Below are 25,872 nucleotides of genomic sequence, written 5' to 3' on the forward strand. Positions count from 1 at the left end.
GACACCTGTCGATGAGGTTTTCCACCGTTCAGCGATTGCCGTTCCCAGTGAAACGCGCGGCGTCTGCCGCGGCGCGCCGGATGGCATTCGACTTGTGCACCGTTTCCATGTATTCCGCCTCGGGATCGCTGTCATAGACAACGCCGCCCCCGGCCTGGATGTAGAGCTTCTGATCCTTGACGATGGCGGTGCGCAGGGCGATGCACATGTCCATGTCGCCACCTGCGGAAAAATAGCCGACACCGCCGCCGTAGATACCGCGCTTCTCCGGCTCCAGCTCATCGATGATTTCCATCGCGCGCACCTTGGGGGCGCCGGAGACGGTGCCCGCGGGCATTCCGGCAAAGAAGGCGTCCAGCGCGTCCTTGTCCTCGGCCAGTTCACCGACGACGTTGGAGACGATGTGCATCACGTGGCTGTAGCGTTCGATGATGAACTTCTCTGTCGGGCGCACGGTGCCGATCTTGGAGACCCGGCCCGTGTCGTTGCGGCCGAGGTCCAGCAGCATCAGATGTTCCGCCAGCTCCTTCTTGTCGGCCAGCAGATCGGCCTCCAGCGCCTTGTCTTCTTCGGGCGTTGCGCCACGGGGGCGGGTGCCCGCGATCGGACGGATCGTGACCTCCTGCCCGAAGACGCGGACCAGGATTTCGGGGCTTGCGCCAACCACCTGGAAGCCGCCGAAGTTGAAGTAGAACATGAACGGCGACGGGTTGGTGCGGCGCAGCGAACGATAGAGCGCAAACGGCGGTTGACGGAATTCCTGGGTCCAGCGCTGTGCCGGAACCACCTGGAAGATGTCGCCTGCGCGGATGTACTCCTTGGCCTTCTCGACCGCGGCCATGTAGCCGTCCTTGGTGAAGTTTGACTGTGGCGGCGCGACCTCGTCGGCGTCGCCCAGATCGCGGCTTTCCGACGGCATGGAGCGTTCCAGATCCCGCACGGCGTCCATCACCCGTTCCGCCGCCTGGGCATAGGCGGCGCGGGCGGCCTGCCCTTCGCTGACCCACACTGGTGAGACCACCGTGACCTCGCCCTTTACGCCATCGAGCACGGCGATGACAGAGGGGCGCATCATCAGTGCATCCGGCAGCCCGAGCGGGTCCGGGTTAACGTCCGGCAGATGCTCGACCAGGCGGATCATGTCATAGCCGAGATAGCCGAAAAGCCCTGCCGCGGCCTGTGGCAGATCGTCGGGGAGGTCAATCCTGCTTTCGGCGATCAGGGCGCGCAGGTTGTCCAAGGGGTTGCCGTCCTGCGGCGAAAAAGCCTCGGCGTCAAACCGTGCGGACCGGTTCAGCGAGGACTGCTCCCCATGGCAGCGCCAGACGAGATCGGGTTTCATGCCGATGATCGAGTAGCGTCCGCGCACTTCGCCGCCAGTGACGGACTCCAGCATGAAGGCGTCCTTCTGGGCGCCTGTCAGTTTGAGCATCAGCGACACGGGGGTGTCGAGATCGGCAGCCAGGCGGGCGTAGACAACCTGGTTTTCACCGGCCTCATACGCCTTTGCAAATGTGTCGAAATCCGGGGTCAGAGCCATGGTCCGTGCCTATGTTACTGGAAGTTGGCCTGCGCTGCGTTCAGCGCCTGCTGGTCAACGCGGGGCTCCGCGCGGGTTTGCACGTCCTGCATGTAGGCCTGGAACAGCGCCTGTCCCAGCGACTGGTCGAGCTGCGCGCCGAGGGCCTGGGTCAGCAGGGCCAGGTCATCGCTTTCCTCGGGCGGCAGGGTGCTGTTGAGCCGCACGATCACGACGGAGTTCGCATCCTGCACAAGGCGGAACTCGCCCGGCTGCATTTCGAACACCTGCTCCATCAGGTCGGCCGGAACGCTCTCCAGGTAGGCGGTGCGGGTCAGGCCATTCTCGGTGATGACTTCCGCATCCTCGGCAAAGCTGCCGGCGTCTTCGGCGGCGGCAAGGATTGCCTCGCCCTGATCGCGCAGGGCGGCAGCCAGACGATCAGCCTGCCATGCTGCGAGAACCTTGTCGCGCGCTTCGGCAAAGGGCTGCGGGCGTTCTGGCAGAATTTCGTCGAGGCGCAGGGCGAACAGGCTGCCATCTTCGAGAAAGTCCACCTCGGGGAAGTCTTCCTCGGTCACCTTGGCGGCGGCGGCACGGAACTCCTGGTAGGCGGCGATGCCTTCGCTGTCTTCGCCAGTCCAGTGGATCTGGGCCAGCTCCAGGCCGTTCTCGGTTGCCAGTTCCTCGAGGGTGGCACCGCCGGCCAGCATATCGTCGATGTCTTCCGACTGAGCCTCCACCAGGCGACGGGCGCGGTCGGATGCCAGCTCTTCGCGCAGTTCGGGTTCCGCCTGCTCAAACGGGGTGATCTGCGCCTCGAGGCGGCCGTTCACACGATACAGGGCAGGGCCGAGATCCGAGGGCAGCGGGCCCACGACATCGCCAACTTCCGCCGAGAAGACCGCTTCGCCAGCCGCGCCGAGTTCGCCCATTGCAACGTCGCCCAAGTCGATGTCCTGCAGGTTGAGGCCGCGGCTTTCGACCAGGCTTTCAAAGGTGGCACCACCGGTTTCCAGCTGCGCCTTGGCGCTGGCGGCGCGTTCTTCGTCCGCGAAGACCAGGCGTTCGACCAGCCGCCGCTCAGGCTGCTGGTACTGGTCGGCACGATCGTGGAACAGCTTCTCCAGATTTTCCTTCGGGATTTCGATTTCGTCCAGCAGCATGTCGGGACGCAGCGCCGCATAGGTGATGACCTTGGTTTCCGGGAGCATGAACCGCTCCTGATGCGCGTCGTAATATTCCCGCAGCGTTTCGTCCGACGGCACCTCGGCGGTGAGGGCAATGTCGCCTGCATTCAGCTGCACGTAGGAGAAGCTGCGGCGCGCACCGATGTAGTCGGTCAGCGTTTTTGTCAGCGTGTCAGGCATGTCAGCGCCAGCCAGTATCGCGCCCTGGATCAGGGTGCGTGCGGCCTCGCGGCGCAGATCGGCCTCGAATTCGTTTTCGCTCAACCCGACATTGTTGAGCGCAAAGCTGTAGGCCTCGCGGTCGAATTTGCCGTCCACGCCTTGAAACGCGTCAATGGCGGCAAGTTCCTTGATCAGGTTTTCGTCGCCAATCGACAGTCCCAGCTCGGCCGCTTCGTGATCGAGGGCAGCGATTGAGATCAGCCGTCCAAGAACCATGCGATCGATCCCGAAGGCGCTGAGCTGCGCCATGGTGACGGGCTGGCCGGTCTGGGATTGCAGCGACTGTTGCTCACGACGCAGCTCGCGCACGTAGTCGGCAATGCGCACTTCCTGATCGCCGACGCGGGCAACAGACGACGCCGAGCTGGTGAAGTTCACCGCGCCGAAACCGGCGAGACCCACGATCAGCATCCCCATCAGGATCCAGACAAAGGTTTTTGATAGCTTTTTCATGCCTGCGGCCATGATGCCCTCTTTAGTGATGTGTCCTGCGGGGAGCGGCCCCGACGGGAATAAATGCCGCTGACTGAATACGCGGCTGCTCGCAGCGGAGCAAGGTGATTGCGGTGTGACCGGAACGCTTCAGGCGTCGAATGCCGCCAGCCGGTCGAACAACTCTGCGATGCCGTCGACATCGACATTGGCAAAAGCAATCCGGAACTGGCGCGCGCCGTCCGGATTGTCCGCCGGCATGAACATCGAGCCCGGCAACATCAGCACCGAGGCCTCGGCGACCAGCCTGCGCGCGATGTCCTCGGCGCTTTGCTCGAAGGGATGCTCGACATAGGCGAAATAGGCCCCGCACCCCAGGAGTTTCCAACCGCGGGCGGCAAGGGTGGGAAAGCCAGCTTCGATGGCGGCGCGCCGGGCAAGGATTTCCCGCCGCTCTTCTGCCAGCCAGCTGCCAAGGTTTTCGATCCCCCAAAGGGCACCGATCTGTCCGAGCTGCGCCGGACAGATGGTGACGGTGTCGAGGAACTTCTCCATTTCAAACAGCCTGGCCGGTGCGGCGGCAATCGCGCCGACCCGGTGCCCGGTAAGCCGGTAGGCCTTGGAGAACGAATAGAGGTGGATCAGCGTCTCGGGCCAGTTCGGCAACTGGAAAAGCCCGTGCGGCGCGCCCTCGCGGCTGTCGAAATCGCGATAGGTCTCGTCCACAATCAGCGTGAGGCCGCGGGCGCGCGCGAGCTCAAAGAAGTTGCGGAGCAGTTCGGCGGGGTATTCGACGCCGGTCGGGTTGTTGGGCGTGACCAGCACGATGGCCCGCGTGCGGGGCGTGATCAGCGCCTCGGCCTCGGCGACCGAGGGCAGCATGCCCGGCCCGACCTGAAGCGGCTGCGCGCGGACGCCGGTCATGTCCAGCCACATCTTGTGATTGAAGTACCAAGGGACCGGGATGATGACATCGTCCCCTTCGCCGCAGAGCGCGGATATGGTGGCGGCAAAGGCCTGGTTGCAGCCGGAGGTGATGGCCACCTGATCCGCCGTGATCCGTGCCTCGTAATGGCTGGAGATCTGCGCCGCCAGCGTCCGCCGCAGGTCCGGGTTGCCCAGCACGGGCCCATAGAGATGCGCGGCGGTGTCCTGCAGGACGGCCTCGGCCATGGCCCGGCGCAGCCCTTCGGGCGGGGCTTCGGCAGGAGCCGCCTGGCTGACGTTCAGCAGAGGCCGGTTTTTGGGGAAGTCCACGCCGTCAAGCCAGCGGCGCGATTCGACGATGGGCGAGACAAAGGTGGCCTGTGTGCGGGGGGTAGTCATGCAATGTCCTGTCGGCGGCAATGTTGAAATATTCTTGGTGCTCTTGCGGCGCGACATGTCTGACACGGCGTCTGGTGTACCTCAAGCTGTAAAGGTGCGCAGGAAATCCGGTTTCAGACCGGGCCGCGCGGACCAAATGCGGTCCGTTAAAAGAAAACGGGGATGCCGCCACGATGGCGCATCCCCGTTCACAAGTCGGTCGGCCGGGCAGGGGGTCAGTCCTTGCCGCGGTAGGGTTCGACATATTGCAGCGCCATGTCCCATGGGAAGAAGATCCAGGTATCCTGGCTCACTTCCGTGATGAAGGTATCGACCATCGGCCGCCCCTTGGGCTTGGCGTAAACGGTGGCGAAATGGGCCTTGGGGTACATCTGGCGCACAAGCTCAAGTGTCTTGCCGCTGTCCACGAGGTCATCAATGATCAGCACACCCTCGCCGTCGCCCATCAGCTTGGCATCCGGGGCCTTCAGCACCTCTGCCTCACCCTGGGCCTGATGGTGGTAGGACTTCACCGAAATGGTGTCGACCGTGCGGATGTCCAGCTCGCGGCTGACGATCATCGCGGGCGCCATGCCGCCGCGGGTGATCGCCACAACGGCGCGCCAGGGGGTGCCGTTCGGCCCCTGACCGTCGAGGCGCCAGGCCAGGGCCCGGCTGTCGCGGTGGATCTGATCCCAGCTGATGTGAAAGCCTTTTTCGTGTGGCAGACGGTCTGTCATGGTGTTTGCTCCCCGCGAGGTCGCGCCAGAGTGCCTGAACCGGGAAAGCTCGCCCGGATCAGGCTGGAGTGGCTGGTTTCTTGTTACTTGGTGATATCTGGCGCGTCCACGGCCTTCATGCCGACGACATGATAGCCCGCGTCCACGTGCAGGTTCTCCCCGGTCACGCCGGAGCTGAGGTCGGACAACAGGTAAAGCGCGGATTTGCCGACATCGTCGATGGTCACGTTGCGGCGCAGCGGCGAGTTGTATTCGTTCCACTTCATGATGTAGCGGAAATCACCGATGCCGGACGCGGCCAGCGTCTTGATCGGGCCGGCGGAGATCGCGTTGACGCGGATGCCGTCCTTGCCCAGATCCTCGGCCAGGTATTTCACGGAGGCTTCCAGCGCGGCCTTGGCCACACCCATCACATTATAATGTGGCATCACCTGCTCTGCGCCGTAATACGTCAGCGTCAGCAGCGAACCGCCGTCGTTCATCATCTTTTCGGCGCGGTTGGCAACGGCGGTGAAGGAATACACCGAGATGTCCATGGTCATCTGGAAGTTGCCGCGGGTGGTGTCGACGTAGCGGCCGCGCAGTTCGTTCTTGTCGGAGAAGCCAATGGCGTGCACCACGAAGTCCAGCTTGCCCCATTTCTCTTCCAGCGCTGCGAACAAAGCGTCGATCGACCCTTCGTCGGAGACGTCACACGGCAGGACGATGTCGCTGCCCAGCTGTTCGGCCAGCGGGCCGACACGTTTTTTCAGAGCCTCGCCCTGGTAGGAAAACGCCAGCTCAGCACCGGCCTCGGCGCAAGCTTTGGCGATGCCCCAGGCAATCGATTTGTCGTTGGCCAGGCCCATGATGAGGCCGCGTTTACCGGCCATCAGTTGACTAGACATGCAGGGTACTCCGCCTGTGTTCTATTGAATTAGGCGGTGTTTAATATGCCGGGCGCACCGCATCAAGCCTTCACGGCCTTGTCGTGGGGCGGGAAGCTGCATAGGTTGCGGGAAAAGTTCAACCGAGGTGTCCGATGTCAGACAGATCCGGAATTTTTGCAGGCGATGATCCTTTTGCCATCGCGCGGGCTTGGCTGGCCGAAGCGGAAACCAGCGAACCGAATGATCCCAACGCCATTGCGCTTGCCACGGTTGATGAAACCGGATTGCCGAACAGCCGGATGGTTCTGCTGAAGGAGATCGAGGATGACGCCTTTGTCTTCTACACCAATTACCAGAGTGCCAAGGCCCGGGAACTGGACCAGGCGGGCAAGGCGGCCTTCGTGATGCACTGGAAGACCCTGCGTCGCCAGATCCGTGTCCGCGGCCTGATCGCCCGCGAGGACGGGGCCAAGGCAGATGAATATTTTCGGTCACGATCACTCAAAAGTCGGCTGGGGGCCTGGGCCTCGCAGCAATCGCAGCCGCTTGAAAGCCGTGCGGCCCTGCTGGCCGAAGTTGCCAAGGTAACGGCAAAACAGGGGGCAAACCCCGCGCGTCCACCGTTCTGGGGGGGCTATCGTTTGGCACCGCTGGAAATCGAGTTTTGGGCCGATGGCGCCTTCCGGCTGCATGATCGATTTCGCTGGCGACGTACGGAAGTATCGGCGAATTGGGAGGTTGTCCGCTTGAATCCTTGATCGGATTAACCAATGTTAACCGTGGGTCAATAGCGAATTCGTGACAATTTCAAGACTTTTTAACTTGAACTCCAATGTCAGAATCGCGCATCTGATCAGCGTCAAAATATAAAAAATATGTGGGAACATTAAGTGGCAGAAGATCTCAGCAGCTTGCAGCAGGTACAAGGGCTGGTGAAGTGGTTCGACCCGGCCAAGGGCTATGGGTTCGTGGTTTCCGACGAGAGCGGCCCGGACATTCTGCTGCATGTAAATGTCTTGCGTAATTTCGGACAAAGCTCGGTGGCCGACGGCGCCCGCATCGAAGTGGTGACCCATCAGACCGGTCGCGGCGTGCAAGCGGTCGAGGTTCTGTCGATCCAGCCGCCCGAGCGCAGTGACACGCCGGTGCTCAGCGATTTTGCCGATCTTGATATGAGCAGCCTGCGCGATGAGCCGCTTGAGCCTGCACGGGTGAAGTGGTTCGACAAGGGCAAGGGGTTCGGCTTTGCCAATGTCTTTGGCCGGGACGAAGACGTGTTCCTGCACGTCGAAGTGCTCCGTCAGTCGGGCCTCGCGGACCTGCAGCCGGGTGAGGCGCTGGCTATGCGCGTCATCGACGGCAAACGCGGCCGGATGGCCGTGGAAGTTCTGGCGTGGGAAGCCGCGCTTTCCTCGGACACGCGGGACTGACGCTATGGGGCTGCGGCGCGCTTTGCTCAGCATGGCCGTTGCAGCGCTCCTGAGCGTCGCCGCCGTACCCGCCTTCGCAGGCTGCTCCGCCGATAAGGTGCAGCTGCGGGGCGATTGGGGACAGACCTCGTTCACCGTTGAAATCGCAGACTCTGAGACCGAGCGCGCCCGTGGGCTGATGTTTCGCGAGACCTTGCCCCGCGGGGCAGGGATGTTGTTCGTGTACGAGCGCCCGCAGCCCGTGGCCTTCTGGATGAAGAATACGCTGATCCCGCTGGATCTGATCTTTCTGGACAGGCAGGGGCGGGTCACGCGCGTGCATGAAAACGCGGTTCCCGGCGATCTGACGCCCATACATGGCGGCAATGAGGTGTTTGCGGTCCTGGAGATCAACGCCGGGCTTGCGCGTCGCTATGGCATCGCCATCGGCAGCCAGATGCAACACGAAATTTTTTCGCAAGATAGCGCAGTTTGGCCCTGTTAGGGCTTTTCAAATCAGTCAGGCGGATATAGGAAAGCGCACGGTCCGGGGCGTGGCGCAGTCTGGTAGCGCACCTGTTTTGGGTACAGGGGGTCGTGAGTTCGAATCTCGCCGCCCCGACCACTTATCATCAAAATGATCAGATCGCTTGTTTGCACCTTTCTCGGGGTGGGCAGGCTGATTCTGTTGCTGCCCAGGTGCACTGTGGATCGGCGCGATGGTGTTAAGGGATTGTTAACCCCTTGTTAGGGGTTTGTTAACCGGCTGACGCCAGAAGGCGTCAATCGCGCGGCGCGAGCGGCCATCTTCAAATCCGCGATCATCAAACCAAAGAGGTGCCAGCGTAAAATATACGCCAGCGCATCTTTGCGACCCAAGCGGGCAATTTCCGGTAAGTCAGACTTGGCGGACAGGCGGTCGCATTTGACGCGCTCCGGACAAGTTGTTAGGCGGATGGAAGAAATACGGCTGCCTTCGATCGACCGCATGCATCCCTGCTCTGGTGTCGATCTGTGGATGAATCGTCGCAGCTTCGGCGACCCTAGATGCGGCTGAGAGCGTCAACAGCAAAGATGGCCTCAAAGGCGTAAATTTTGCGTTGACCCTTTATGGTGGAATACGTCAAATTGTGTTTACCGGTTGCACTGGCACTAAATCTGGTGGGGTTAATTGCCGCGGCAACAACGCTGATAACAGCAGACAACCTATCTGGTCTGGCCCTCGCAGGTCTTGGACGCGCCATGTCGTGGTGAGGAGTTGGATTCTGCTTTGGGTGGCCGGTGTTAACGGGTGCTGGGGGCACCGTGACACGTGAATGACCAGTGCTTGACAAAGGGGCAGAGCATGAAGATCGAACGCAAATTCACCAAGGCCGGACAGGATGCATATGCGGATCTCGGCTTTGTTTCCGCGACCTCGGAAATCCGGAACCCCGATGGGACGATCGTCTTCAGGCTCGAAAATATCGAAATTCCCGAAAGCTGGAGCCAGGTCGCCAGCGACGTCATCGCGCAGAAGTACTTCCGCAAAGCTGGCGTGCCGTCGAAGCTGAAAAAGGTTCGCGAAAAGGGCGTGCCGGAGTTCCTCTGGCGTTCGGTTCCTGCACAGGGCGCCAGCTTTGGCAGTGAAACCTCCTCCAAGCAGGTGTTCGACCGCCTGGCGGGGGCATGGGCCTATTGGGGCTGGAAGGGGGGGTATTTCTCCTCGGAAGAAGATGCGCGCGCCTACTACGACGAAATGCGCTATATGCTCGCCACGCAGCGGTCGGCCCCGAACTCGCCGCAGTGGTTCAACACCGGTCTGCATTGGGCCTACGGCATCGACGGCCCGGCCCAGGGGCATTATTACGTCGACTACCAGACGGGTGAGCTGACCAAGTCCGACAGCGCCTACGAGCACCCGCAGCCGCATGCCTGCTTCATCCAGTCGGTGTCTGACGATCTGGTCAAGGATGGCGGCATCATGGACCTTTGGGTGCGTGAGGCGCGGCTGTTCAAATATGGTTCGGGCACCGGAACGAACTTCTCGCACCTGCGTGCCGAGGGCGAGCCTCTCTCCGGCGGCGGGCGGTCTTCCGGCCTGATGGGCTTTTTGAAGATTGGCGACCGCGCTGCGGGCGCGATCAAGTCGGGTGGTACCACGCGGCGGGCAGCCAAGATGGTGATCGTCGATGCGGACCACCCGGATATCGAAGATTTCATCCAGTGGAAGGTGCTCGAGGAGCAGAAGGTCGCCTCGATCGTCGCCGGGTCCAAAATGCACGAGAAGATGCTGAACGGTATCTTCGAGGCGATCCGGAGCTGGGACGGTGCCGAAGCGGACGCCTACGATCCTGCTGTCAACGAGGGGCTGAAAAAGGCAATCCGCGAAGCCAAGAAGGTTGCCATCCCCGAGACCTACATCAAACGGGTGCTGGATTACGCCAAGCAGGGGCATACCTCGATCGAGTTCCCGACCTATGACACGGACTGGGACTCCGAGGCTTACAACTCCGTTTCGGGGCAAAATTCCAACAACTCGATCCGGGTCACCAACGCGTTTCTGCACGCCGTGGAAAAAGATGCGGACTGGGAGCTGGTAAACCGCACTGACGGCGAAGTGGCCAAAGTGGTCAAGGCGCGTGATCTGTGGGAGAAGGTGGGGCACGCGGCCTGGGCCTGTGCAGATCCGGGCATTCAGTTCCACGACACTGTGAACGAATGGCATACGTGCCCGGAAGACGGTGAAATTCGCGGTTCAAACCCTTGTTCGGAATACATGTTCCTGGATGACACCGCGTGCAACCTTGCCTCTCTGAACCTGTTGAGCTTCCTGAAGGACGGGCAGTTCCAGGCTGATGATTACATGCACGCGTGTCGCCTGTGGACGCTGACACTGGAAATCTCGGTCATGATGGCCCAGTTCCCGTCCAAGGAAATCGCGCAGCGGTCCTTTGACTTCCGCACGCTGGGGCTCGGCTTTGCAAACATCGGCGGCCTGTTGATGAATATGGGCTACAGCTACGACTCGGACGAGGGGCGGGCGCTGTGTGGCGCGCTGACGGCGCTGATGACCGGTGTGGCCTATGCGACCTCGGCAGAGATCGCATCGGAGCTCGGCCCGTTCCCGGGTTATGCAAAGAACGCCGACCATATGCTGCGGGTGATCCGCAATCACCGCAACGCTGCAAAGGGCAACGCGGAAGGTTACGAAGGCCTGTCGGTCAAGCCGGTGCCGCTGGATATCGCCAATTGCCCGGATGTATTGCTGACCGATCTGGCCGCCAGCGCCTGGGACGAGGCATTGGAACTGGGCGAAAAGCACGGCTACCGCAACGCGCAAACCACCGTGATCGCACCCACGGGAACCATCGGTCTCGTGATGGACTGCGACACCACGGGCATCGAGCCGGATTTCGCACTGGTCAAGTTCAAGAAGCTGGCGGGCGGTGGTTACTTCAAGATCATCAACCGTTCGGTCCCGGCTGCGCTGGAGAAACTGGGCTACAGTTCGGCGCAAATCCAGGAGATCGTCTCCTACGCCGTCGGCCATGGCTCGATCGGAAACGCGCCTGCGATCAACCACACCTCTCTGGCGGGTCACGGCTTTGGGCCCAACGAACTGGCCAAGGTGGACGCCGCCTTGGAGACGGCCTTCGACATCCGCTTTGTGTTCAACCAATGGACTTTGGGAGAGGACTTCTGCACCGGCGTGCTGGGCATTCCCGGACCGAAACTGAATGACCCCACTTTTGACCTGCTGCGTCATCTGGGGTTCAGCAAGGCAGATATCGATGCCGCGAATGACCACGTATGTGGAACCATGACGCTGGAAGGCGCGCCACATCTGAAGGAAGAGCATTACCCGATCTTCGATTGCGCCAACCCCTGCGGCAAAAAAGGCAAGCGTTTCCTGAGTGTTGATAGCCATATCTACATGATGGCCGCGGCCCAGAGCTTCATCTCCGGGGCGATTTCCAAGACCATCAACATGCCCAACTCGGCCACGATCGAGGACTGCCAGAAAGCCTATGAGCTGAGCTGGAGCCTCGGCATCAAGGCCAACGCGCTCTATCGCGATGGTTCCAAGTTGAGCCAGCCGCTGGCCGCGGCCCTGGTCGAGGATGACGACGAAGCCGCGGAGATTTTGGAGAGCGGCTCGACGCGGGAGAAGGCTGCCACACTGGCCGAAAAAGTGGTCGAGAAGGTGGTGGTCAAGGAGCTGGTTCGCAGCCACCGTGAGAAGATGCCGCAACGCCGCAAGGGGTATACCCAGAAGGCGGTTGTCGGGGGCCACAAGGTCTATCTGCGCACCGGGGAGTACGAGGACGGCACCCTCGGCGAGATCTTCATCGACATGCACAAGGAAGGCGCTGGCTTCCGGGCGATGATGAACAACTTCGCCATCGCGGTCTCTGTCGGCCTGCAATACGGCGTGCCGCTGGAAGAATTCGTGGATGCCTTCACCTTTACCAAGTTCGAACCGGCCGGCATGGTGCAGGGCAATGACTCGATCAAGAACGCGACGTCGATCCTTGACTATGTGTTCCGCGAACTGGCGGTCAGCTACCTGGATCGCACCGATCTGGCGCACGTCAAGCCGGAAGGCGCCACCTTCGACGACCTGGGGCGCGGCGAGGAAGAAGGGGTCTCCAACCTGGCCGAGCTCAGCGAAAACGCAGCAACGCGGTCTCTCGAAGTCCTGAAGCAGATTTCCTCCACCGGGTACCTGCGCAAGCGGCTGCCGCAGGAGCTGGTGGTCTTGCAAGGCGGCCAGACTGACGGGCAGGCCCAAGGCACCGATCCCATCGCAGCGCTGCAATCGCTGGTCCCGGAAGTCGCGGACTCCGCCACACCGGCTGCGAGCGGCATGGACGCACGCACCAAGGCAAAAATGCAAGGCTATGAGGGCGAAGCCTGCGGCGAATGCGGAAACTACACATTGGTGCGCAACGGCACCTGCATGAAATGCAACACCTGCGGCGGCACGTCTGGCTGTAGCTGAAAAATCGCCTCCGCGGCACTGTTCCAGTCAGTGTGTGTCGCGGGGGCTTGGGGAAGCCTGTGTTTTACAAGTTTCCATGTTAATCCGGGACCGGTGCGCCTGTCCTGAACGCTGAGATGGTCCAGGCAAGAATAGGACACGGGCAGTCAACGAAGGAACCTGATCAGTGAAAACTGGCCCCCACTGCGTGCAGCGGGGGCCATTTCTTTTTGTAAAACAGTGGCTAAGGGCGGGTTGCTAAGATTAATCCTTGGCCCGTTGCAGCATGCCGAAGAGGTCGCGCGGATCGTCCGGGTCGGCCAGCATGTCCAGATCGATGAAGTAGTCGGTATCCTTGATGCGATCGCGGATGTAGCGGAGCGCCGAGAAATCCTCGATGGCGAAGCCAACGCTATCGAACAGGGTGATCTGCCGATCGCTGTTGCGGCCGGGCTTGTTGCCGGTGATCACTTCCCAGAGTTCGGTTACCGGGAAATCCTCGGGCATCTGCTGGATCTCGCCTTCGATGCGCGTTTGCGGCGGGTATTCGACGAAGACGTCCGAGCGCGTCAGGATCCCGGCTGCCAGCTCGGTCTTGCCGGGGCAGTCGCCGCCGATCGCGTTGATGTGTACGCCGCTGCCGACCATGTTGTCGGTCAGGATGGTGGCATATTGCTTGTCGGCGGTGCAGGTGGTCAGGATCTGCGCGCCCTCGATAGCTTCTTCCGGGGTTTTGCAGGAAACCACCTCGATCCCGAGCCCTTGCAGGTTGCGGGCGCACTTCTCGGTCGCGGCCGGATCCTTGTCGTACAGACGTACGGATTTCAGGCCGATGATGGCCTTCATCGCCAGCGTCTGGAATTCCGACTGTGCGCCATTGCCGATCATAGCCATCGTGTCCGAGCCTTTCGGGGCCAGATACTTGGCGGCCATAGCTGATGTCGCGGCGGTGCGCAGCGCGGTCAGCATGGTCATCTCGGTCAGCAGCACCGGGTACCCGGTGTAGACGTCCGCCAGCAGGCCGAAGGCGGTGACGGTCTGCAGACCTTCCGAAGTGTTCTTCGGGTGGCCGTTTACGTATTTGAAGCCATAAGCTTCGCCATCTGACGTCGGCATCAACTCGATCACGCCGACCTCCGAGTGGCTGGCGACGCGCGGGGTCTTGTCAAACAATTCCCAGCGCTTGAAATCGGCCTCCACGTAGTCGGCCAGATCACGCAGCATCTGTTCGATCCCAACGTGATGAATAAGACGCATCATATTGTCGACGCTTACAAAAGGCACCAGGGCCTTGTCCGAAGGTTGGGTCATGCTGTCTTCCTTTCACGGGGGCTGAGGTGGATGCCTGCCAACATGCAGCGCACCGACCCGCCTGCGGTTTCAATGGTGGGGATGGAGAGCGGCAGCAGCTCGGCGCTGCGCTCGATCACGGCGATCTGGTCCGGCCTCAGCGCCTCAACTGCGCGGGCCGACAGCGCCAGCAGCCGCCGCCTGCCGGTGAGCTCCAGCGCATTGCCGGCGAAGGCGGCGATCTGTTCGGGGGTGAGGTCGATCACCTCGCGGCCGGTCTCCTCCAGCCGCGCGGCAACCTCGGCCCGGCGTTGTGTGTCGGGCAGCATCGACAGGCAGATCAGCGCGTATTCGGTGCCAATGCCCATCAGAACGTTGGTGTGATAGACGTCGCGGCCCTGCGCGTCCTTGGCCTCGAACACCATGGGTTCGAAGTTGAAGTGGGTGCAAAAACGCTCCAGCAGCACCGGGTCGGCGCGGTTGGATTTCACCGTGTAGGCGATGCGGCCGATATGGTCGAGCACCATGGCGCCGGTGCCTTCCAGCGCCAGCCCGTCCTGTTCCAGGCCGGAATAGTCGATCACGTCCTGCACACGGTAGTTGCGCTTTAGCATCTCGATCACGTCCCAGCGCCGCTCCTTGCGGCGGTTCGGCGCGAACATCGGGTAGATCGCGATATGGCCGCCGGCATGGGTGGAGAACCAGTTGTTCGGAAACACGCTGTCCGGGGTTTCGGTGCCTTCGTCGTCGAAGACGTGAACGGTCACCCCGGCTTCGCGTAAAGCTGCCACCGCCTGGTCGAACTCGGACCGGGCTTGGATCCCGGTAGCACTTTCATCGTTGCGCGCAAGTGTCTGAAAAGCATTGTCTCCGCTGGTCTCCGGGTTGGGGCGGAAATGGTGCGGACGGTTCATCACCACCGCGCCAGGGGCTTGCAGGCTGCTCATCGATAGCTCCGGGTCGGGCGGTCGAAGACGCGGCGGCCAAGGGCCGAGGCGCAGAGATCCACCATCAGATGCGCGGTGCGGCCGCGCTCGTCGAGGAAGGGGTTCAGCTCTACCAGGTCGAGCGAGGTCATCAGGCCGGAATCATGCAGCATCTCGCAGACCAGATGGGCCTCGCGCACGGTTGCGCCACCCGGAACGGTGGTGCCGACAGCAGGCGCAACGGACGGATCGAGGAAGTCCACGTCGAGCGACACATGCAGCATGCCGTTGGCGGCGGCCACCTGTTCAAGGAAGCGGTTCAGCGGCCCGGCAATGCCGTTTTCGTCGATGTCGCGCATGTCGTGGGTGCGGATCACGCTGCCCTCCAGTGCCAGTCGCTCCTCGGTGTCGACCGAGCGTAGCCCGATCATGCAGACGTTTTCCTGTGGCACGGGGTTGGGCACATCAGGAAAGCCGTCGAAATCCTTGCGACCAGTGAAATATCCCACAGGCGTGCCATGCAGGTTGCCGCTGTCGGTGGTCTTCGGGGTATGGAAGTCAGTATGAGCGTCCAGCCACAACACGAACTGCGGGCGGTTCTGGCGCGCAGCGTGATTAGCCACGCCGACGACCGAACCCAAAGACAGCGAGTGATCTCCGCCCAGGAAGACCGGAAGGCCACGCTCCATGGCGTCTTCGGCCACGGTGGCGAGGCGCGAGGTCCAGGCGATCGTTTCGTTCGGCGCGTGAAGGAGGCCATCGTTGTCGTCTGCGGGATAGGGGTCAGGAGACAGGTTGCCCATGTCTTCGACGCTGTGGCCAAGGCTCTGCAAGGCCTGGCGTATTCCAGCGGTGCGATAGGCATCTGGACCCATAAGGCAGCCGACCCTGCGCTTGCCACTGTCGACTGGGGCGCCGATAAGGATGCAATGTTGCTTTGTCACGGTGAGTGCCTCTCAAAAAAATCCGAGTACCCTCATAAAAACTTCCGAAATGCGATGGATTCCAGCATTCATTTTGGTCATATTGGGTGACGTCTGATCGATTTGAGGTGGGATATGGACAAAACGGATGAGCGACTGGTTTCCGCATTGCGCCACAATGCGCGTGCGTCGCTGTCGGACCTGGCACTGGAGCTGAACCTGTCGCGCACCACGGTCCGGGCGCGAATCGAACGGCTGCAGGCACGGGGCGATATCCTCGGGTTCACGGTGGTGATGAAGGAGGACGTGCTGCGTGATCCGGTGCGGGGCCTGATGCTGATCGGCATCGAAGGGCGCGGGACCAGCCGTATCACCCGGCAGCTGCAGGGGTTGCCGGAAGTGCGGGCGATCCACACCACGAATGGCCGCTGGGATCTGATCGTCGAACTGGGGACGGAGACGCTGGAAACTCTCGACACCGCTCTTGCCAAGATCCGGACATTCGAGGGTGTCGTGAGCAGTGAGACCAATCTTCTGTTGGCGACCAAGAAGGATACCTAGGGGGAAAAGATCAGTGAAGCCAAGCTGTTGCTGGCTTCAGATGATCTCCTTTCGTGTCAGCCCTGCTTGCGGGCGTGATTGCCTGCCGCGATCCAGATCAGGGCCAGAGCGACAGATGCAATGGCGTTCCAGCTCGCCATGGAGAGGTCCAGCAACTCCCACGGCACTTCGTCGCAACGAACCAGCGGCGCGCTCATGATCTGTTCCATCAGCTGATCGGCGGACAGGTTCCCCACCGGGCCCGAGGTGCAGGTGCTCGGGCCTTCCCACCAGCCGCGCTCAACGCCGGTGTGATAGGCGCCAATTGCCGCCGTTGTCAGCGCGGCGGCGGCGCCGAGATAGGCCAACAGCGCCCAAGGCAGAAACAGGGCCACAAGGCCAATGACTACCGCCGCGGCGTGGGGGTAGCGCTGCATGTAGCACAGGTCGCAGGGGGCCATCTGGCCGATGTACTGAAACCCAAGCGCGCCCAGAAGCAATGCCGCCGAACCGCCTGCCGCGATCCCGATCAGAATACGATGCATATTCAGAGATACCTTATCATCAGAAAGCCACCGAACAGGAGAATGACGAACAGTGTGAAGACCAGTCCCAGACGCCGCTCGATGAAGTCACGGATTGGTGTGCCGAACTGCCACAGCAGACCTGCCACAAGGAAAAAACGCAATGCGCGCGCGAGGATGGAGGTCGCAATGAATGTTCCCAACGGCATCCCGGTCCAGCCGGACATGATGGTGATGACCTTGTAGGGAAATGGGGTCACACCCGCGCCCAACACGGCCCAGAAGCCGAAGTCATTGAAGCGTGTGTTGAACTCCTCCATGGCCGCGCCTTTGCCCATGGCCTCGAGCACGGGTTGGCCGATGCTGTCATAGAAGAACGCCCCGATCACATACCCCAGAACGCCCCCCGCAACCGAGGCCACCAGTGCAACCAGGGCCACCAGCCAGGCGCGCGATGGGCGGGCCAGAATCATTGGAATCATCAGGACGTCGGGCGGGATCGGAAAGAACGAACTTTCCACGAACGCAACGGCCGCCAACCACCAGAGCGCCTTGGGGTGATCGGCCAAGGCCATCGTCTGGTTGTACAGTGGTTTGAGCATCTTATCTGCCTTGCGTTCTCAACCAATATCCAGAAGCGGGGTGACACGCGGGCAGTCGTCCGTCAACCTCTGCCATGCCGCAAATTCAGGTCGCAAATTTTCCGCGTCAGTAGGTTGTTTTGCCTCTGGACCTCGGCTTCTGGCTTGGCTAGGAACGGGTCGTGGCCCAAGTGGCGGAATGGTAGACGCAGGGGATTCAAAATCCCCCGATGGCAACATCGTGAGAGTTCGAGTCTCTCCTTGGGCACCACATTTCCGCAATCCAGCAAAACGAACCAGAGAGCCTCTGGCTTTGTGTTTTAGCGTATACATCCGCCTTCGTTTGCATTTGCGCAAATTCAACGGCTGTCCTTCAATCCGTAATCCGCGAAAGCGGCGATCACCTCGTCCATCTCGGACTGGCTCAGGATATGCGGTTCACCGATCATGAGGCTCGTCGCGTAGCCCTTTGCCAATGTTTCCAATTCCACCATGCGCCACAGGGCGCGTGGCAGGCTTTCGCCAGTGCAAACCGCGCCGTGATTTGCCATCAGGCAGGCTGACCGGTCTTGCAAGGTTGAAACGATGTTGTCCGAGAGCTGGCGGCTGCCGAACAAGGCATAATCCGCGAGCGGCACGTCGGTGCCGCCGAAGGCTGCGACCATATAGTGGCAGGCGGGTATGCTCTGCCGGTTCATCGCAAGGGCACTGCAATGAACCGGATGCGCGTGAACAACGGCATTCACCGCAGGTTTGGCCTGCAGGATCGCCAGATGAAATGGCCACTCGGTGGAGGGTTTCATCTGCCCCTCGGGCGCCGGGCTGCCATCCAGTGGAATTTGCACCAGCATATCCGGCGTCATCGCTTCGTAGGCAACGCCGGAGGGGGTGATCAGCATCTGATTTCCGGCCCGCACCGAAATATTGCCGGAACTGCCCTGGTTGATGCCTTCTGCATTCATTTGCAGGCAGGCATCAATGACCGCCTGCCGCACGGCCGTGGTGTCTTCATACGGGGGGTTCACAGGGTACCTCCCTGCGAAACCTGTGCGGTTTGCGCGAGCTCGGGGAACAGGCGCGCCAGACCAGCCTCAGAGGCCTCGCAGATCCCGCGCTCGGTAATCAATCCGGTCACCAAACGGTTTGGCGTGACGTCGAACGCCGGGTTGCCGCCCGGCGTGCCGTCTGGCGTGACCTGCACGGTATCGACGTCACCGGAGGCCGTTTTGCCCTGCACGTGGGTGATCTCCTTTTCGCTGCGCTCCTCGATCGGGATTTCGGCAACCCCGTCCCGAACAGTCCAGTCGATCGTGGGCGAGGGCAGGGCAACGTAGAAGGGGACATCGTTGTCGCGCGCGGCAAGCGCCTTGAGGTACGTGCCGATCTTATTGCAGACGTCGCCTTGGCGGGTGGTACGATCGGTCCCGGTGATGACGAGGTCGACCAGGCCATGCTGCATGAGGTGACCGCCGGCATTGTCCGTGATGTAGTTGTGGCTGATGCCGTGGCTGCCCAGCTCCCAAGCCGTCAGCGCGCCCTGGTTGCGGGGACGGGTTTCATCCACCCAGACGTGAATCGGAATTCCGGCATCATGGGCTTGGTACATCGGGCTGGTGGCCGTGCCCCAGTCCACGGTGGCAATCCAGCCGGCGTTGCAATGGGTGAGCAGCCGCACAGGCTCCCCTTCGGGTTTTTCGGCGGCGATCTCGCGGATCAGTTCCAACCCGTGTTCGCCGATGCGACGGTTGATCTCGACGTCCTCATCAGCAATGGCGTGGGCCAGTGCCAGCGCGGCATCCGCGCGCAGCCCCGGCGACAGCGGTCGCAGGTGGCTGCGGCACCGGTCCAGCGCCCAGCGCAGGTTGATGGCCGTGGGTCGGGTTTCGTTCAGGAAGGTCCAGGCCTTGTCCATGGCGGCATCCGACGGGTCCTGTCGCATTGCCAGCGCCATACCGTAGGCCGCGGTGGCGCCGATCAGCGGGGCCCCACGGACGCGCATTTCGACGATGGCGTCGGCAAAATCCTGCAGTGTTTCGACGGGCTGGATGCGGAATTCATGCGGCAGCCAGCGCTGGTCAATGATTTCCAGAACGTCACGCTGGGCGTTCCACCACAAGGAGCGGTAATGTGTACCGTTCACTTTCATTGCAGGTATCCTTCCATTTGCCGGCGCAGCACCGGGTTCGTCACTTGGGTTCTTTCGGATATTGCCGCCGCGTTCAAGTGCTGCGGCACGCGGGCATCGCGATTGGCGCTGATTTTCGCCGCAGGGTCCGACGTACTTGCAGCAGCGACCTTTCAAAGTGTTCAATGCACCTACACATAGAGCGAACGCCGCGACGGCTACGGGTCGTGGCCTGAATTTATCTGATTGTTTGAAAGGCTATGCAATGAAATCCATTGGTACTGGTGCCGGACGCGCGCGCAGTGTGCTTGCCGTCGGACTGGCAGCTGGCTTGCTGTGCGCAGATCCCGGATGGGCCCAACAACAGGGGGCGACTCCGCGGGTCTCCGTTTCGGAGGCGGTGATCGAGCCGGTCCGGGACAGTGCAAGTTTCATTGGTCGCGGGGAGGCAATCGACAAGGCGGACATCACCGCACGTGTCAGTGGCTATCTGGAAGAGATCTTGGTTGAGGACGGCGCCGAAGTCACCGACGGCGACGTGCTGTTCCGGATCGAGCGCAGCTCCTACGAGGCCGTGTTGGAGAGCCGTCGTGCGGACCTTGCGAAGGCTGAGGCCAACCTCGAGTTGGCCAAGCTGGAACTCGAGCGCAAGCAGGAACTGTTGGCGCGCGGGTCAGTGCCGGAGGCAGACCGGGATACCGCCAGGGCGAATGAGCTGGTGGCAGAGGCACAGGTGCGTGCGGCCAAAGCCGCCATTCGCCAGGCCGAGCTGGATCTGAGCTATACCGAAATCCGGGCTCCGTTTTCCGGACGGATCGGGCGTATTGCTGTCAGCCTTGGCGACGTTATCAGTCCGGGCGGCGCTCCTTTGGTCAACCTCGTGCGGGAGGCGCCGATTTACGTGTCGTTCTCGCTCAACGAAAAGCAATTCGTCGAAGTGTTGCAGATGATGGACGCCGGCGGCATTGACCGCTCTGATAGCACTCAGGCGCCCGAAGTCTTTGTGGTGTTGCCGAACGGCTCCCCGCTGGAAGAGCGTGGCCGCATTGCCTTTGCCGAGAACCGCGTGGACCCTGCAACCGGAGCCGTCACCCTGCGGGCAAAATTCCCCAATGAGCACCGGCTGCTTCTGGACGGCGCATTCCTGACGGTTGGCCTGCAATCCCAGGAGCCCGTTGACCGGCTGACGATCCGGCAGGTCGCGGTACAGCGCGACCAGCAGGGGCCGTTCGTGCTGGTGGTGAATGATCAGAACCAGGTCGAACAGCGCTACATCGTGACGGGCGATGCCCGGGGCGCCGACATCATCGTGCTGGATGGCCTGGCGCAGGGCGACCGCGTGGTGGTCGAAGGCCTGCAAAAGATCCGGCCAGGCGTGGCGGTTGATCCGGTTCTGGCCGGGCAGGCGGGGGACTGACCGATGCTGTCGTCAATTTTCATTTCGCGGCCGAAGTTCGCGATCGTCATTTCCCTGGTGCTGACCGTGATGGGGGTGATCGGCTACTTGGCATTGCCGGTCGCCCAGTTCCCCGAGATCACGCCGCCGGTCGTGAATGTCTCCACCAGCTATCCCGGGGCCAATGCCGAGACCGTTGAAAAGAGCGTCGCCGCACCGATCGAGGCGCAGGTGAACGGCGTTGACGGGATGGTCTACATGACCTCCACCTCCTCGGACAACGGCGGCTATTCTCTGGCGGTCACGTTTGAAGTCGGCACCGACCCCGACATCGCGGCGGTCAATGTGCAGAACCGGGTGGCCCAGGCGATGGCCGGTTTGCCCGCCGAAGTGACGGCCAGTGGGGTCGTCACCCAGAAGAGTTCATCCAACATGCTGTTGGTGGCGGCGCTGACCTCACCCGGTAACACCTATGACAACGTGTTCCTGTCGAACTACGCTGCCATCAACATCAAGGATGCCTTGTCGCGCGTCGAAGGTGTCGGCAAGGCGGATATCCTGACCAATTTCGAATATGCCATGCGCATCTGGCTGGATCCGAACAAGATGGCCGGGCTCGGTATCGCACCCTCCGATGTGATCGGCGCCATTCGCGAACAGAACGTCGAGGTTTCGGCAGGCCAGGTCGGCGCACCACCGGTGCCGGGCGATCAGGTATTTCAATACACCATCAAGTCCAAGGGACGGCTGACCGAAGTCAGCGAATTCGAAGACATCGTCATCCGCACGGGCAGTGGCGGCAGCTCGGTCCGGCTCTCGGATGTGGCGCGGGTTGAGCTGGGCGCTTCCACCTATAGTGCGTCCGGCTTCAACGATGGTGTGCCCTCGACGATCCTCGCGGTCTATCAGGCGCCCGGCGCAAATGCGCTGGCCGTGTCCGATGCGGTTCTCGCGGAGCTTGAGCGTCTGTCGGCGGCGTTTCCGGACGATGTGGAATATACCGTTCCCTTCAACACAACCGACTTCGTCGAACAGTCCCTGAACGATGTCGTCTCGACACTGGTGATGACCTTCATCCTGGTGATCTCGGTGGTGTTCATCTTTCTGGGATCGCTTCGCGCAACGATCATTCCGGCGGTGGCCATTCCGGTATCGCTGATCGGCACATTCGCCTTCCTGCTGGCGATGGGGATGTCCTTGAATACCATTTCGCTGTTCGCACTGGTGCTGGCGATCGGCATCGTGGTGGATGATGCGATTGTGGTCGTGGAGAACGTCGAACGCATCATTGCCGAAGAAGGCTTGCCACCGGCAGAAGCCACCCGCCGCGCAATGGGTCAGATCACCGGCCCGGTGATCGCGACCACACTTGTGCTTCTTGCGGTGTTCGTCCCGGTCACCTTCATGCCGGGGATCACCGGGCGGCTGTATTCGCAGTTCGCGGTCACCATTTCGATCGCTGTGGTGATCTCTTCGATCAATGCCCTGACATTGTCACCCGCCCTGTGCGCGCTGATCCTGAAGCCCCGCAAGGGCGCCCCGTCCGGCGCATTGGCGCTGTTTGAGCGGGGAATTGGCGGTCTGCGCGACGGGTATACCAGCGTCGTCAGTCGCTTCCTGCGTCTGCCGCTGATCGGCCTTGCGATCATCGCGGCCGTGGCGCTGGGGACCGGCGGATTGTTCAATGCGTCTTCCAAGGGGTTCCTGCCTGCTGAAGACAATGGTTATCTGTTCGTGGATATCCAGCTGCCCGATGCGGCGGCCTTGGGGCGCACCGAACAGGTGACACAACGGGTGGACGCGCAAATCCGCGCCATTCCCGGCGTAGAAGGTACGGTGCTGGTCAACGGGTTCAGCCTGCTGAACGGCGCAAGCGCCAATGGTGCAATGATCATCGCCAACCTTGCCCCCTGGGACCAACGTGGCGAGGACAGCCAGCAGCCTGACGCCATCCTTGGGCAGATATACGGGATTGCCAACCAGGAGGCCGCCGCAAGCATCGTGGCGTTCAACCCGCCGCCGATCCCGGGCTTGGGGATGTCTGCCGGCGTCGAGATGGCAGTGCAGCAGACGGCAGGCGGCAGCCCGCAGGACCTGTCCCAGGCGTTGGGCGCGCTGGTCTACGCCGCGAACCAGCGGCCAGAGATTGCCCAGGCCTACACGACCTTCCGGGCGAATGTGCCGCAGGTCTTCGTGGATCTTGACCGGGAAAAAGCCAAGACATTGAATGTGTCGATCTCCGAGGTTTTCCAGACCATGCAGGCCCAGCTGGGCTCCTACTACGTCAATGATTTCAATCTGTTCGGTCGGGTCTACAAGGTGCTACTGCAGGCCGAGGGCTCGCATCGGGAAAAGATCGAGGACATCGGAAACCTCCACGTGCGGGCGCAAACTGGAGAGATGGTGCCGCTGTCGACCCTCATCGATGTTGAAAACATCCTCGGACCCGTGCTGCTCAAGCGCCATAACATCTTCCGGTCCGCAACGGTCACGGCGGTTCCTGCCGAGGGATTGTCCACCGGCGATGCGATCCGCGTGATGCAGGAGGAGGCCGCCACCGCTTTGCCGCCGGGCTATGCCTTTGAGTGGACCGGCACTGCCCAGCAGCAGCTCGATTCGGCCGGTCTGGTCGTGGTGATCCTCGGCATGGCAGTCCTGTTCGGCTACCTGTTCCTGGTGGCCCAATACGAGAGCTGGACCATGCCCGTCGCGATCTTGCTATCGGTGATCGTCGCCTTGTTCGGGGCGGTCGCCGCGGTGGCTTTGATGGGCGGCGACATCAACCTCTACACCCAGATCGGCATGATCATGTTGATCGGGCTTGCCTCCAAGAACGCCATCCTCATCGTCGAGTTCGCGATGGAGCAGCGGGCCGCCGGCAAGACGATTGTCGAAGCCGCGCGCGAGGCTGCCAGCCAGCGTTTCCGGGCCGTCATGATGACGGCGCTGTCGTTCTTGTTGGGGGTCGTGCCGCTGATTGCGGCCTCTGGCGCTGGCGCAGCCAGCCAGAAAGCGATCGGCATCGCTGTGTTCGGCGGCATGCTGGCGGCCACCGTGCTGGGCGTTATCCTAGTGCCGGTCCTTTATGCCGTGATGCAGGGGTTGCGTGAGCGGGTGCGCGGCACAGCGGCCACGAAACCGGCTGAGTGACGCCTGTTTGCAACCAAGGTCCCTGTCCCGCAGAAATTCGCGGGGCAGGGGCGGCGGCTGCCCTGTTCTGAAGGGCTACAGTTCGCGAGCACGCAACCCACGTTCGTGGGCCGCAGCAAGGATCAGGTCCCACTTTCTGGGCGTGCATCTGAACTCTGGCTCGACATCGCATGTCAGCGGAGCGCAGAAATCGATCGGCAGTCTTCGGGCTTCTGCTGACACGCAAAGCTCCAGCGCCCAGAACCCGGTCAGTGACGGGTTCTCTCCAATGATCTGGCTCAAACGCATGTTGGCCGGGTCCCCTGTTTCTGCCCCGGTCGATCCAATGCCGAGGCTATTCTGGCACAGCTTATAGGAGAGCGAGCGTCAGTTTGTCACCTCCTAGTTTGGCAAACCTGGGCGATTTTCGCGACGTGTCGCCGAGCAGCGTCGCGTCCACGATTTGCTGACATCCGTGGCCGGAAACAGAATCGCCCACAGCTTTTTTCCCCTTGCAAGAGATACCTTTTCATGTCGCTGCGCCCGTGCCGGTGACACGGGACGGGGAAAAATTGGTAAGTCACGTCAAAGCGCGGAAAAATATCGATTTAGGGGGTGCGTCAATTAATAGCACCCTTGACTTGGGGAGGTGGCAATGAAACCTTTTGCAGGTGCATTTCACCTGCACGCGCCCTGCCTGTCGGTTTCTGTTTTACAGAGCCCGCCCCGGACGGTTTCGCCCCGGCGGCGCATGTGCAGGGCCGCCAATCATAAGACAAGTGGGAGAGACTTGATCATGAAACACACCAAGCTGACCATCGGTGCTTTGGTGACCGCCGCCTTCGTCGCGCCGGCCGCATCCGCGCAGGAATACATCACCATCGGCACCGGCGGCGTGACCGGTGTTTATTACCCCACCGGTGGCGCGATCTGCCGCCTGGTAAACAAGGGCCGCAAGGAGCATGGCTTCAAATGCGCCGTCGAATCTACCGGCGGTTCGGTCTACAACATCAACACCATCCGCGAAGGTGAGCTTCAGTTCGGTGTGGCCCAGTCCGACTGGCAGTACCACGCCTATAACGGCACTTCCAAATTCGAGGAACAAGGTCCGTTTGAAGGCCTGCGCGCCGTGTTCTCCGTACACCCGGAGCCCTTCACCGTGGTCGCCCGTGCCGATGCCGGCATCGAGACCTTTGACGACCTCAAAGGCAAGCGCGTCAACATCGGCAACCCGGGTTCCGGCCAGCGCGGCACCATGGAAGTGCTGATGGAAGCCAAGGGCTGGGGCATGGAAGATTTCGCCCTGGCAACCGAGCTGAAGGCGGCAGAACAGTCCGCAGCGCTGTGCGACAACCAGATCGACGCGATGATCTACACCGTTGGTCACCCGTCCGGCTCCATCCAGGAAGCCACCACCGCCTGTGACTCGGTGCTGGTGACCGTCGATGGCGAAGCCGTTGAAAAGCTGGTGGAAGAAAACTCCTTCTACCGCACCGCGACCATCCCCGGCGGCATGTACCGCGGCACCGACGAAGACACCAAGACCTTTGGTGTGGGCGCGACCTTCGTGACCTCGGCAGACGTGTCCGAAGATGCGGTCTACGCAGTGGTCAGCTCGGTCTTCGAAAACTTCGAAGCCTTCCAGAAGCTGCACCCGGCCTTCGCCAACCTGAAGCCGGAAGAGATGATCAAGGACGGCCTGTCGGCGCCGCTGCATCCCGGCGCTGCCAAGTACTACAAGGAAAAGGGCTGGATCGAGTAAGTCGAGCCAGCAACGGAACGGGGCGCC

The 25,872-nt window shown here is 61.7% G+C and carries 21 protein-coding genes and 2 tRNA genes; 10 read left to right on the forward strand and 13 right to left on the reverse strand.

The annotated features are described in order from the left end of the window. Positions 1–28 precede the first annotated feature (28 nt). The 5 genes from trpE to fabI form a co-directional block, all read right to left on the reverse strand. Positions 29–1,540 carry an anthranilate synthase component I gene (gene trpE, locus AB9K35_RS21685; RefSeq protein ID WP_369929374.1) on the reverse strand — a complete coding sequence of 504 codons (1,512 nt, stop codon included), beginning with the start codon at positions 1,538–1,540 and terminating at the stop codon, positions 29–31. A gap of 14 nt (positions 1,541–1,554) precedes the next feature. Next, entirely contained in the window at positions 1,555–3,396 is a 1,842-nt protein-coding gene (locus AB9K35_RS21690; protein ID WP_369929376.1) for a peptidyl-prolyl cis-trans isomerase, read from the reverse strand. A 117-nt stretch (positions 3,397–3,513) separates the two neighbouring features. Next, positions 3,514–4,689, reverse strand: coding sequence for an aminotransferase (locus AB9K35_RS21695; RefSeq protein ID WP_369929378.1), 1,176 nt, complete (start codon positions 4,687–4,689; stop codon positions 3,514–3,516). Positions 4,690–4,904: 215 nt separating this feature from the next. Continuing rightward, positions 4,905–5,408 carry a xanthine phosphoribosyltransferase gene (gpt, locus tag AB9K35_RS21700; RefSeq protein ID WP_222453096.1) on the reverse strand — a complete coding sequence of 168 codons (504 nt, stop codon included), beginning with the start codon at positions 5,406–5,408 and terminating at the stop codon, positions 4,905–4,907. Positions 5,409–5,491: 83 nt separating this feature from the next. Beyond that, the gene (gene fabI, locus AB9K35_RS21705) at positions 5,492–6,295 is read right to left on the reverse strand and encodes an enoyl-ACP reductase FabI (protein ID WP_222453095.1); all 804 of its coding nucleotides are present in this window, start codon (positions 6,293–6,295) and stop codon (positions 5,492–5,494) included. 134 nt (positions 6,296–6,429) lie between these two features. Here fabI and pdxH point away from each other — a divergent pair, with 134 nt between their 5' ends. The 4 genes from pdxH to AB9K35_RS21725 all read left to right on the forward strand — a co-directional run bounded on the left by pdxH (position 6,430) and on the right by AB9K35_RS21725 (position 8,311). Continuing rightward, complete coding sequence (pdxH, locus tag AB9K35_RS21710; protein WP_369929381.1) at positions 6,430–7,035, forward strand: pyridoxamine 5'-phosphate oxidase; 606 nt, start codon at positions 6,430–6,432, stop codon at positions 7,033–7,035. Between the two features lie 132 nt (positions 7,036–7,167). Beyond that, positions 7,168–7,707 carry a cold-shock protein gene (locus AB9K35_RS21715; RefSeq protein ID WP_222453093.1) on the forward strand — a complete coding sequence of 180 codons (540 nt, stop codon included), beginning with the start codon at positions 7,168–7,170 and terminating at the stop codon, positions 7,705–7,707. A gap of 4 nt (positions 7,708–7,711) precedes the next feature. Beyond that, the gene (locus AB9K35_RS21720; RefSeq protein ID WP_369929383.1) at positions 7,712–8,191 is read left to right on the forward strand and encodes a DUF192 domain-containing protein; all 480 of its coding nucleotides are present in this window, start codon (positions 7,712–7,714) and stop codon (positions 8,189–8,191) included. Positions 8,192–8,234: 43 nt separating this feature from the next. Continuing rightward, a tRNA-Pro gene (locus AB9K35_RS21725) sits at positions 8,235–8,311 on the forward strand. A gap of 122 nt (positions 8,312–8,433) precedes the next feature. Here AB9K35_RS21725 and AB9K35_RS21730 read toward each other — a convergent pair. Continuing rightward, the gene (locus AB9K35_RS21730) at positions 8,434–8,676 is read right to left on the reverse strand and encodes a hypothetical protein (protein ID WP_369929385.1); all 243 of its coding nucleotides are present in this window, start codon (positions 8,674–8,676) and stop codon (positions 8,434–8,436) included. 355 nt (positions 8,677–9,031) lie between these two features. On the opposite strand from AB9K35_RS21730, the gene AB9K35_RS21735 reads away from it, so the two are divergent. Further along, the gene (locus tag AB9K35_RS21735) at positions 9,032–12,670 is read left to right on the forward strand and encodes a vitamin B12-dependent ribonucleotide reductase (RefSeq protein WP_369929387.1); all 3,639 of its coding nucleotides are present in this window, start codon (positions 9,032–9,034) and stop codon (positions 12,668–12,670) included. A gap of 243 nt (positions 12,671–12,913) precedes the next feature. On the opposite strand, the gene AB9K35_RS21740 is transcribed toward AB9K35_RS21735, so the two are convergent. The 3 genes from AB9K35_RS21740 to rocF are packed head-to-tail and all read right to left on the reverse strand — an operon-like array spanning position 12,914 to position 15,809. Continuing rightward, the gene (locus AB9K35_RS21740) at positions 12,914–13,960 is read right to left on the reverse strand and encodes an ornithine cyclodeaminase (RefSeq protein ID WP_369929389.1); all 1,047 of its coding nucleotides are present in this window, start codon (positions 13,958–13,960) and stop codon (positions 12,914–12,916) included. After that, positions 13,957–14,886 (reverse strand): citrulline utilization hydrolase CtlX, encoded by a 930-nt coding sequence (gene ctlX / locus AB9K35_RS21745; protein ID WP_369929391.1) that lies wholly within the window; start codon positions 14,884–14,886, stop codon positions 13,957–13,959. Before ctlX ends, AB9K35_RS21740 begins: the two co-directional genes overlap by 4 nt. Further along, positions 14,883–15,809, reverse strand: coding sequence for an arginase (gene rocF, locus AB9K35_RS21750; RefSeq protein WP_369929393.1), 927 nt, complete (start codon positions 15,807–15,809; stop codon positions 14,883–14,885). Before rocF ends, ctlX begins: the two co-directional genes overlap by 4 nt. Positions 15,810–15,923: 114 nt before the next feature. Here rocF and AB9K35_RS21755 point away from each other — a divergent pair, with 114 nt between their 5' ends. Beyond that, positions 15,924–16,349: an Lrp/AsnC family transcriptional regulator gene (locus AB9K35_RS21755; RefSeq protein ID WP_222453086.1), complete on the forward strand. Its 426-nt coding sequence runs from the start codon at positions 15,924–15,926 to the stop codon at positions 16,347–16,349. A 56-nt stretch (positions 16,350–16,405) separates the two neighbouring features. Here the strand turns inward: AB9K35_RS21755 and AB9K35_RS21760 are convergent, their stop codons facing one another. Together AB9K35_RS21760 and AB9K35_RS21765 are read right to left on the reverse strand one after the other, a co-directional pair. After that, positions 16,406–16,873 (reverse strand): disulfide bond formation protein B, encoded by a 468-nt coding sequence (locus AB9K35_RS21760; RefSeq protein WP_369929396.1) that lies wholly within the window; start codon positions 16,871–16,873, stop codon positions 16,406–16,408. Between the two features lie 2 nt (positions 16,874–16,875). After that, a complete protein-coding gene (locus AB9K35_RS21765; protein ID WP_222453084.1) occupies positions 16,876–17,454 on the reverse strand; it encodes a YqaA family protein in 579 nt (192 codons plus the stop codon). 164 nt (positions 17,455–17,618) lie between these two features. Between AB9K35_RS21765 and AB9K35_RS21770 the strand changes: the two genes are divergently transcribed. Beyond that, positions 17,619–17,704: transfer RNA gene (locus tag AB9K35_RS21770), tRNA-Leu, on the forward strand. Positions 17,705–17,792: 88 nt separating this feature from the next. Here AB9K35_RS21770 and AB9K35_RS21775 read toward each other — a convergent pair. Further along, positions 17,793–18,458 (reverse strand): class II aldolase/adducin family protein, encoded by a 666-nt coding sequence (locus AB9K35_RS21775; protein ID WP_369929398.1) that lies wholly within the window; start codon positions 18,456–18,458, stop codon positions 17,793–17,795. Continuing rightward, entirely contained in the window at positions 18,455–19,579 is a 1,125-nt protein-coding gene (gene mtnA, locus AB9K35_RS21780) for an S-methyl-5-thioribose-1-phosphate isomerase (protein WP_369929400.1), read from the reverse strand. The genes AB9K35_RS21775 and mtnA overlap by 4 nt, the downstream gene beginning before the upstream one ends. A gap of 244 nt (positions 19,580–19,823) precedes the next feature. Between mtnA and AB9K35_RS21785 the strand changes: the two genes are divergently transcribed. The 3 genes from AB9K35_RS21785 to AB9K35_RS21795 all read left to right on the forward strand — a co-directional run bounded on the left by AB9K35_RS21785 (position 19,824) and on the right by AB9K35_RS21795 (position 25,845). Then, on the forward strand, positions 19,824–20,975 hold the full coding sequence (locus AB9K35_RS21785; protein ID WP_369929402.1) for an efflux RND transporter periplasmic adaptor subunit: 1,152 nt from the start codon (positions 19,824–19,826) through the stop codon (positions 20,973–20,975). Positions 20,976–20,978: 3 nt separating this feature from the next. Continuing rightward, complete coding sequence (locus AB9K35_RS21790) at positions 20,979–24,104, forward strand: efflux RND transporter permease subunit (RefSeq protein WP_369929404.1); 3,126 nt, start codon at positions 20,979–20,981, stop codon at positions 24,102–24,104. Between the two features lie 775 nt (positions 24,105–24,879). Beyond that, the gene (locus AB9K35_RS21795) at positions 24,880–25,845 is read left to right on the forward strand and encodes a TAXI family TRAP transporter solute-binding subunit (protein WP_222453078.1); all 966 of its coding nucleotides are present in this window, start codon (positions 24,880–24,882) and stop codon (positions 25,843–25,845) included. Positions 25,846–25,872: the final 27 nt, after the last annotated feature.

It is taken from the genome of Leisingera sp. XS_AS12 (assembly GCF_041224635.1).
Taxonomy (GTDB): domain Bacteria; phylum Pseudomonadota; class Alphaproteobacteria; order Rhodobacterales; family Rhodobacteraceae; genus Leisingera.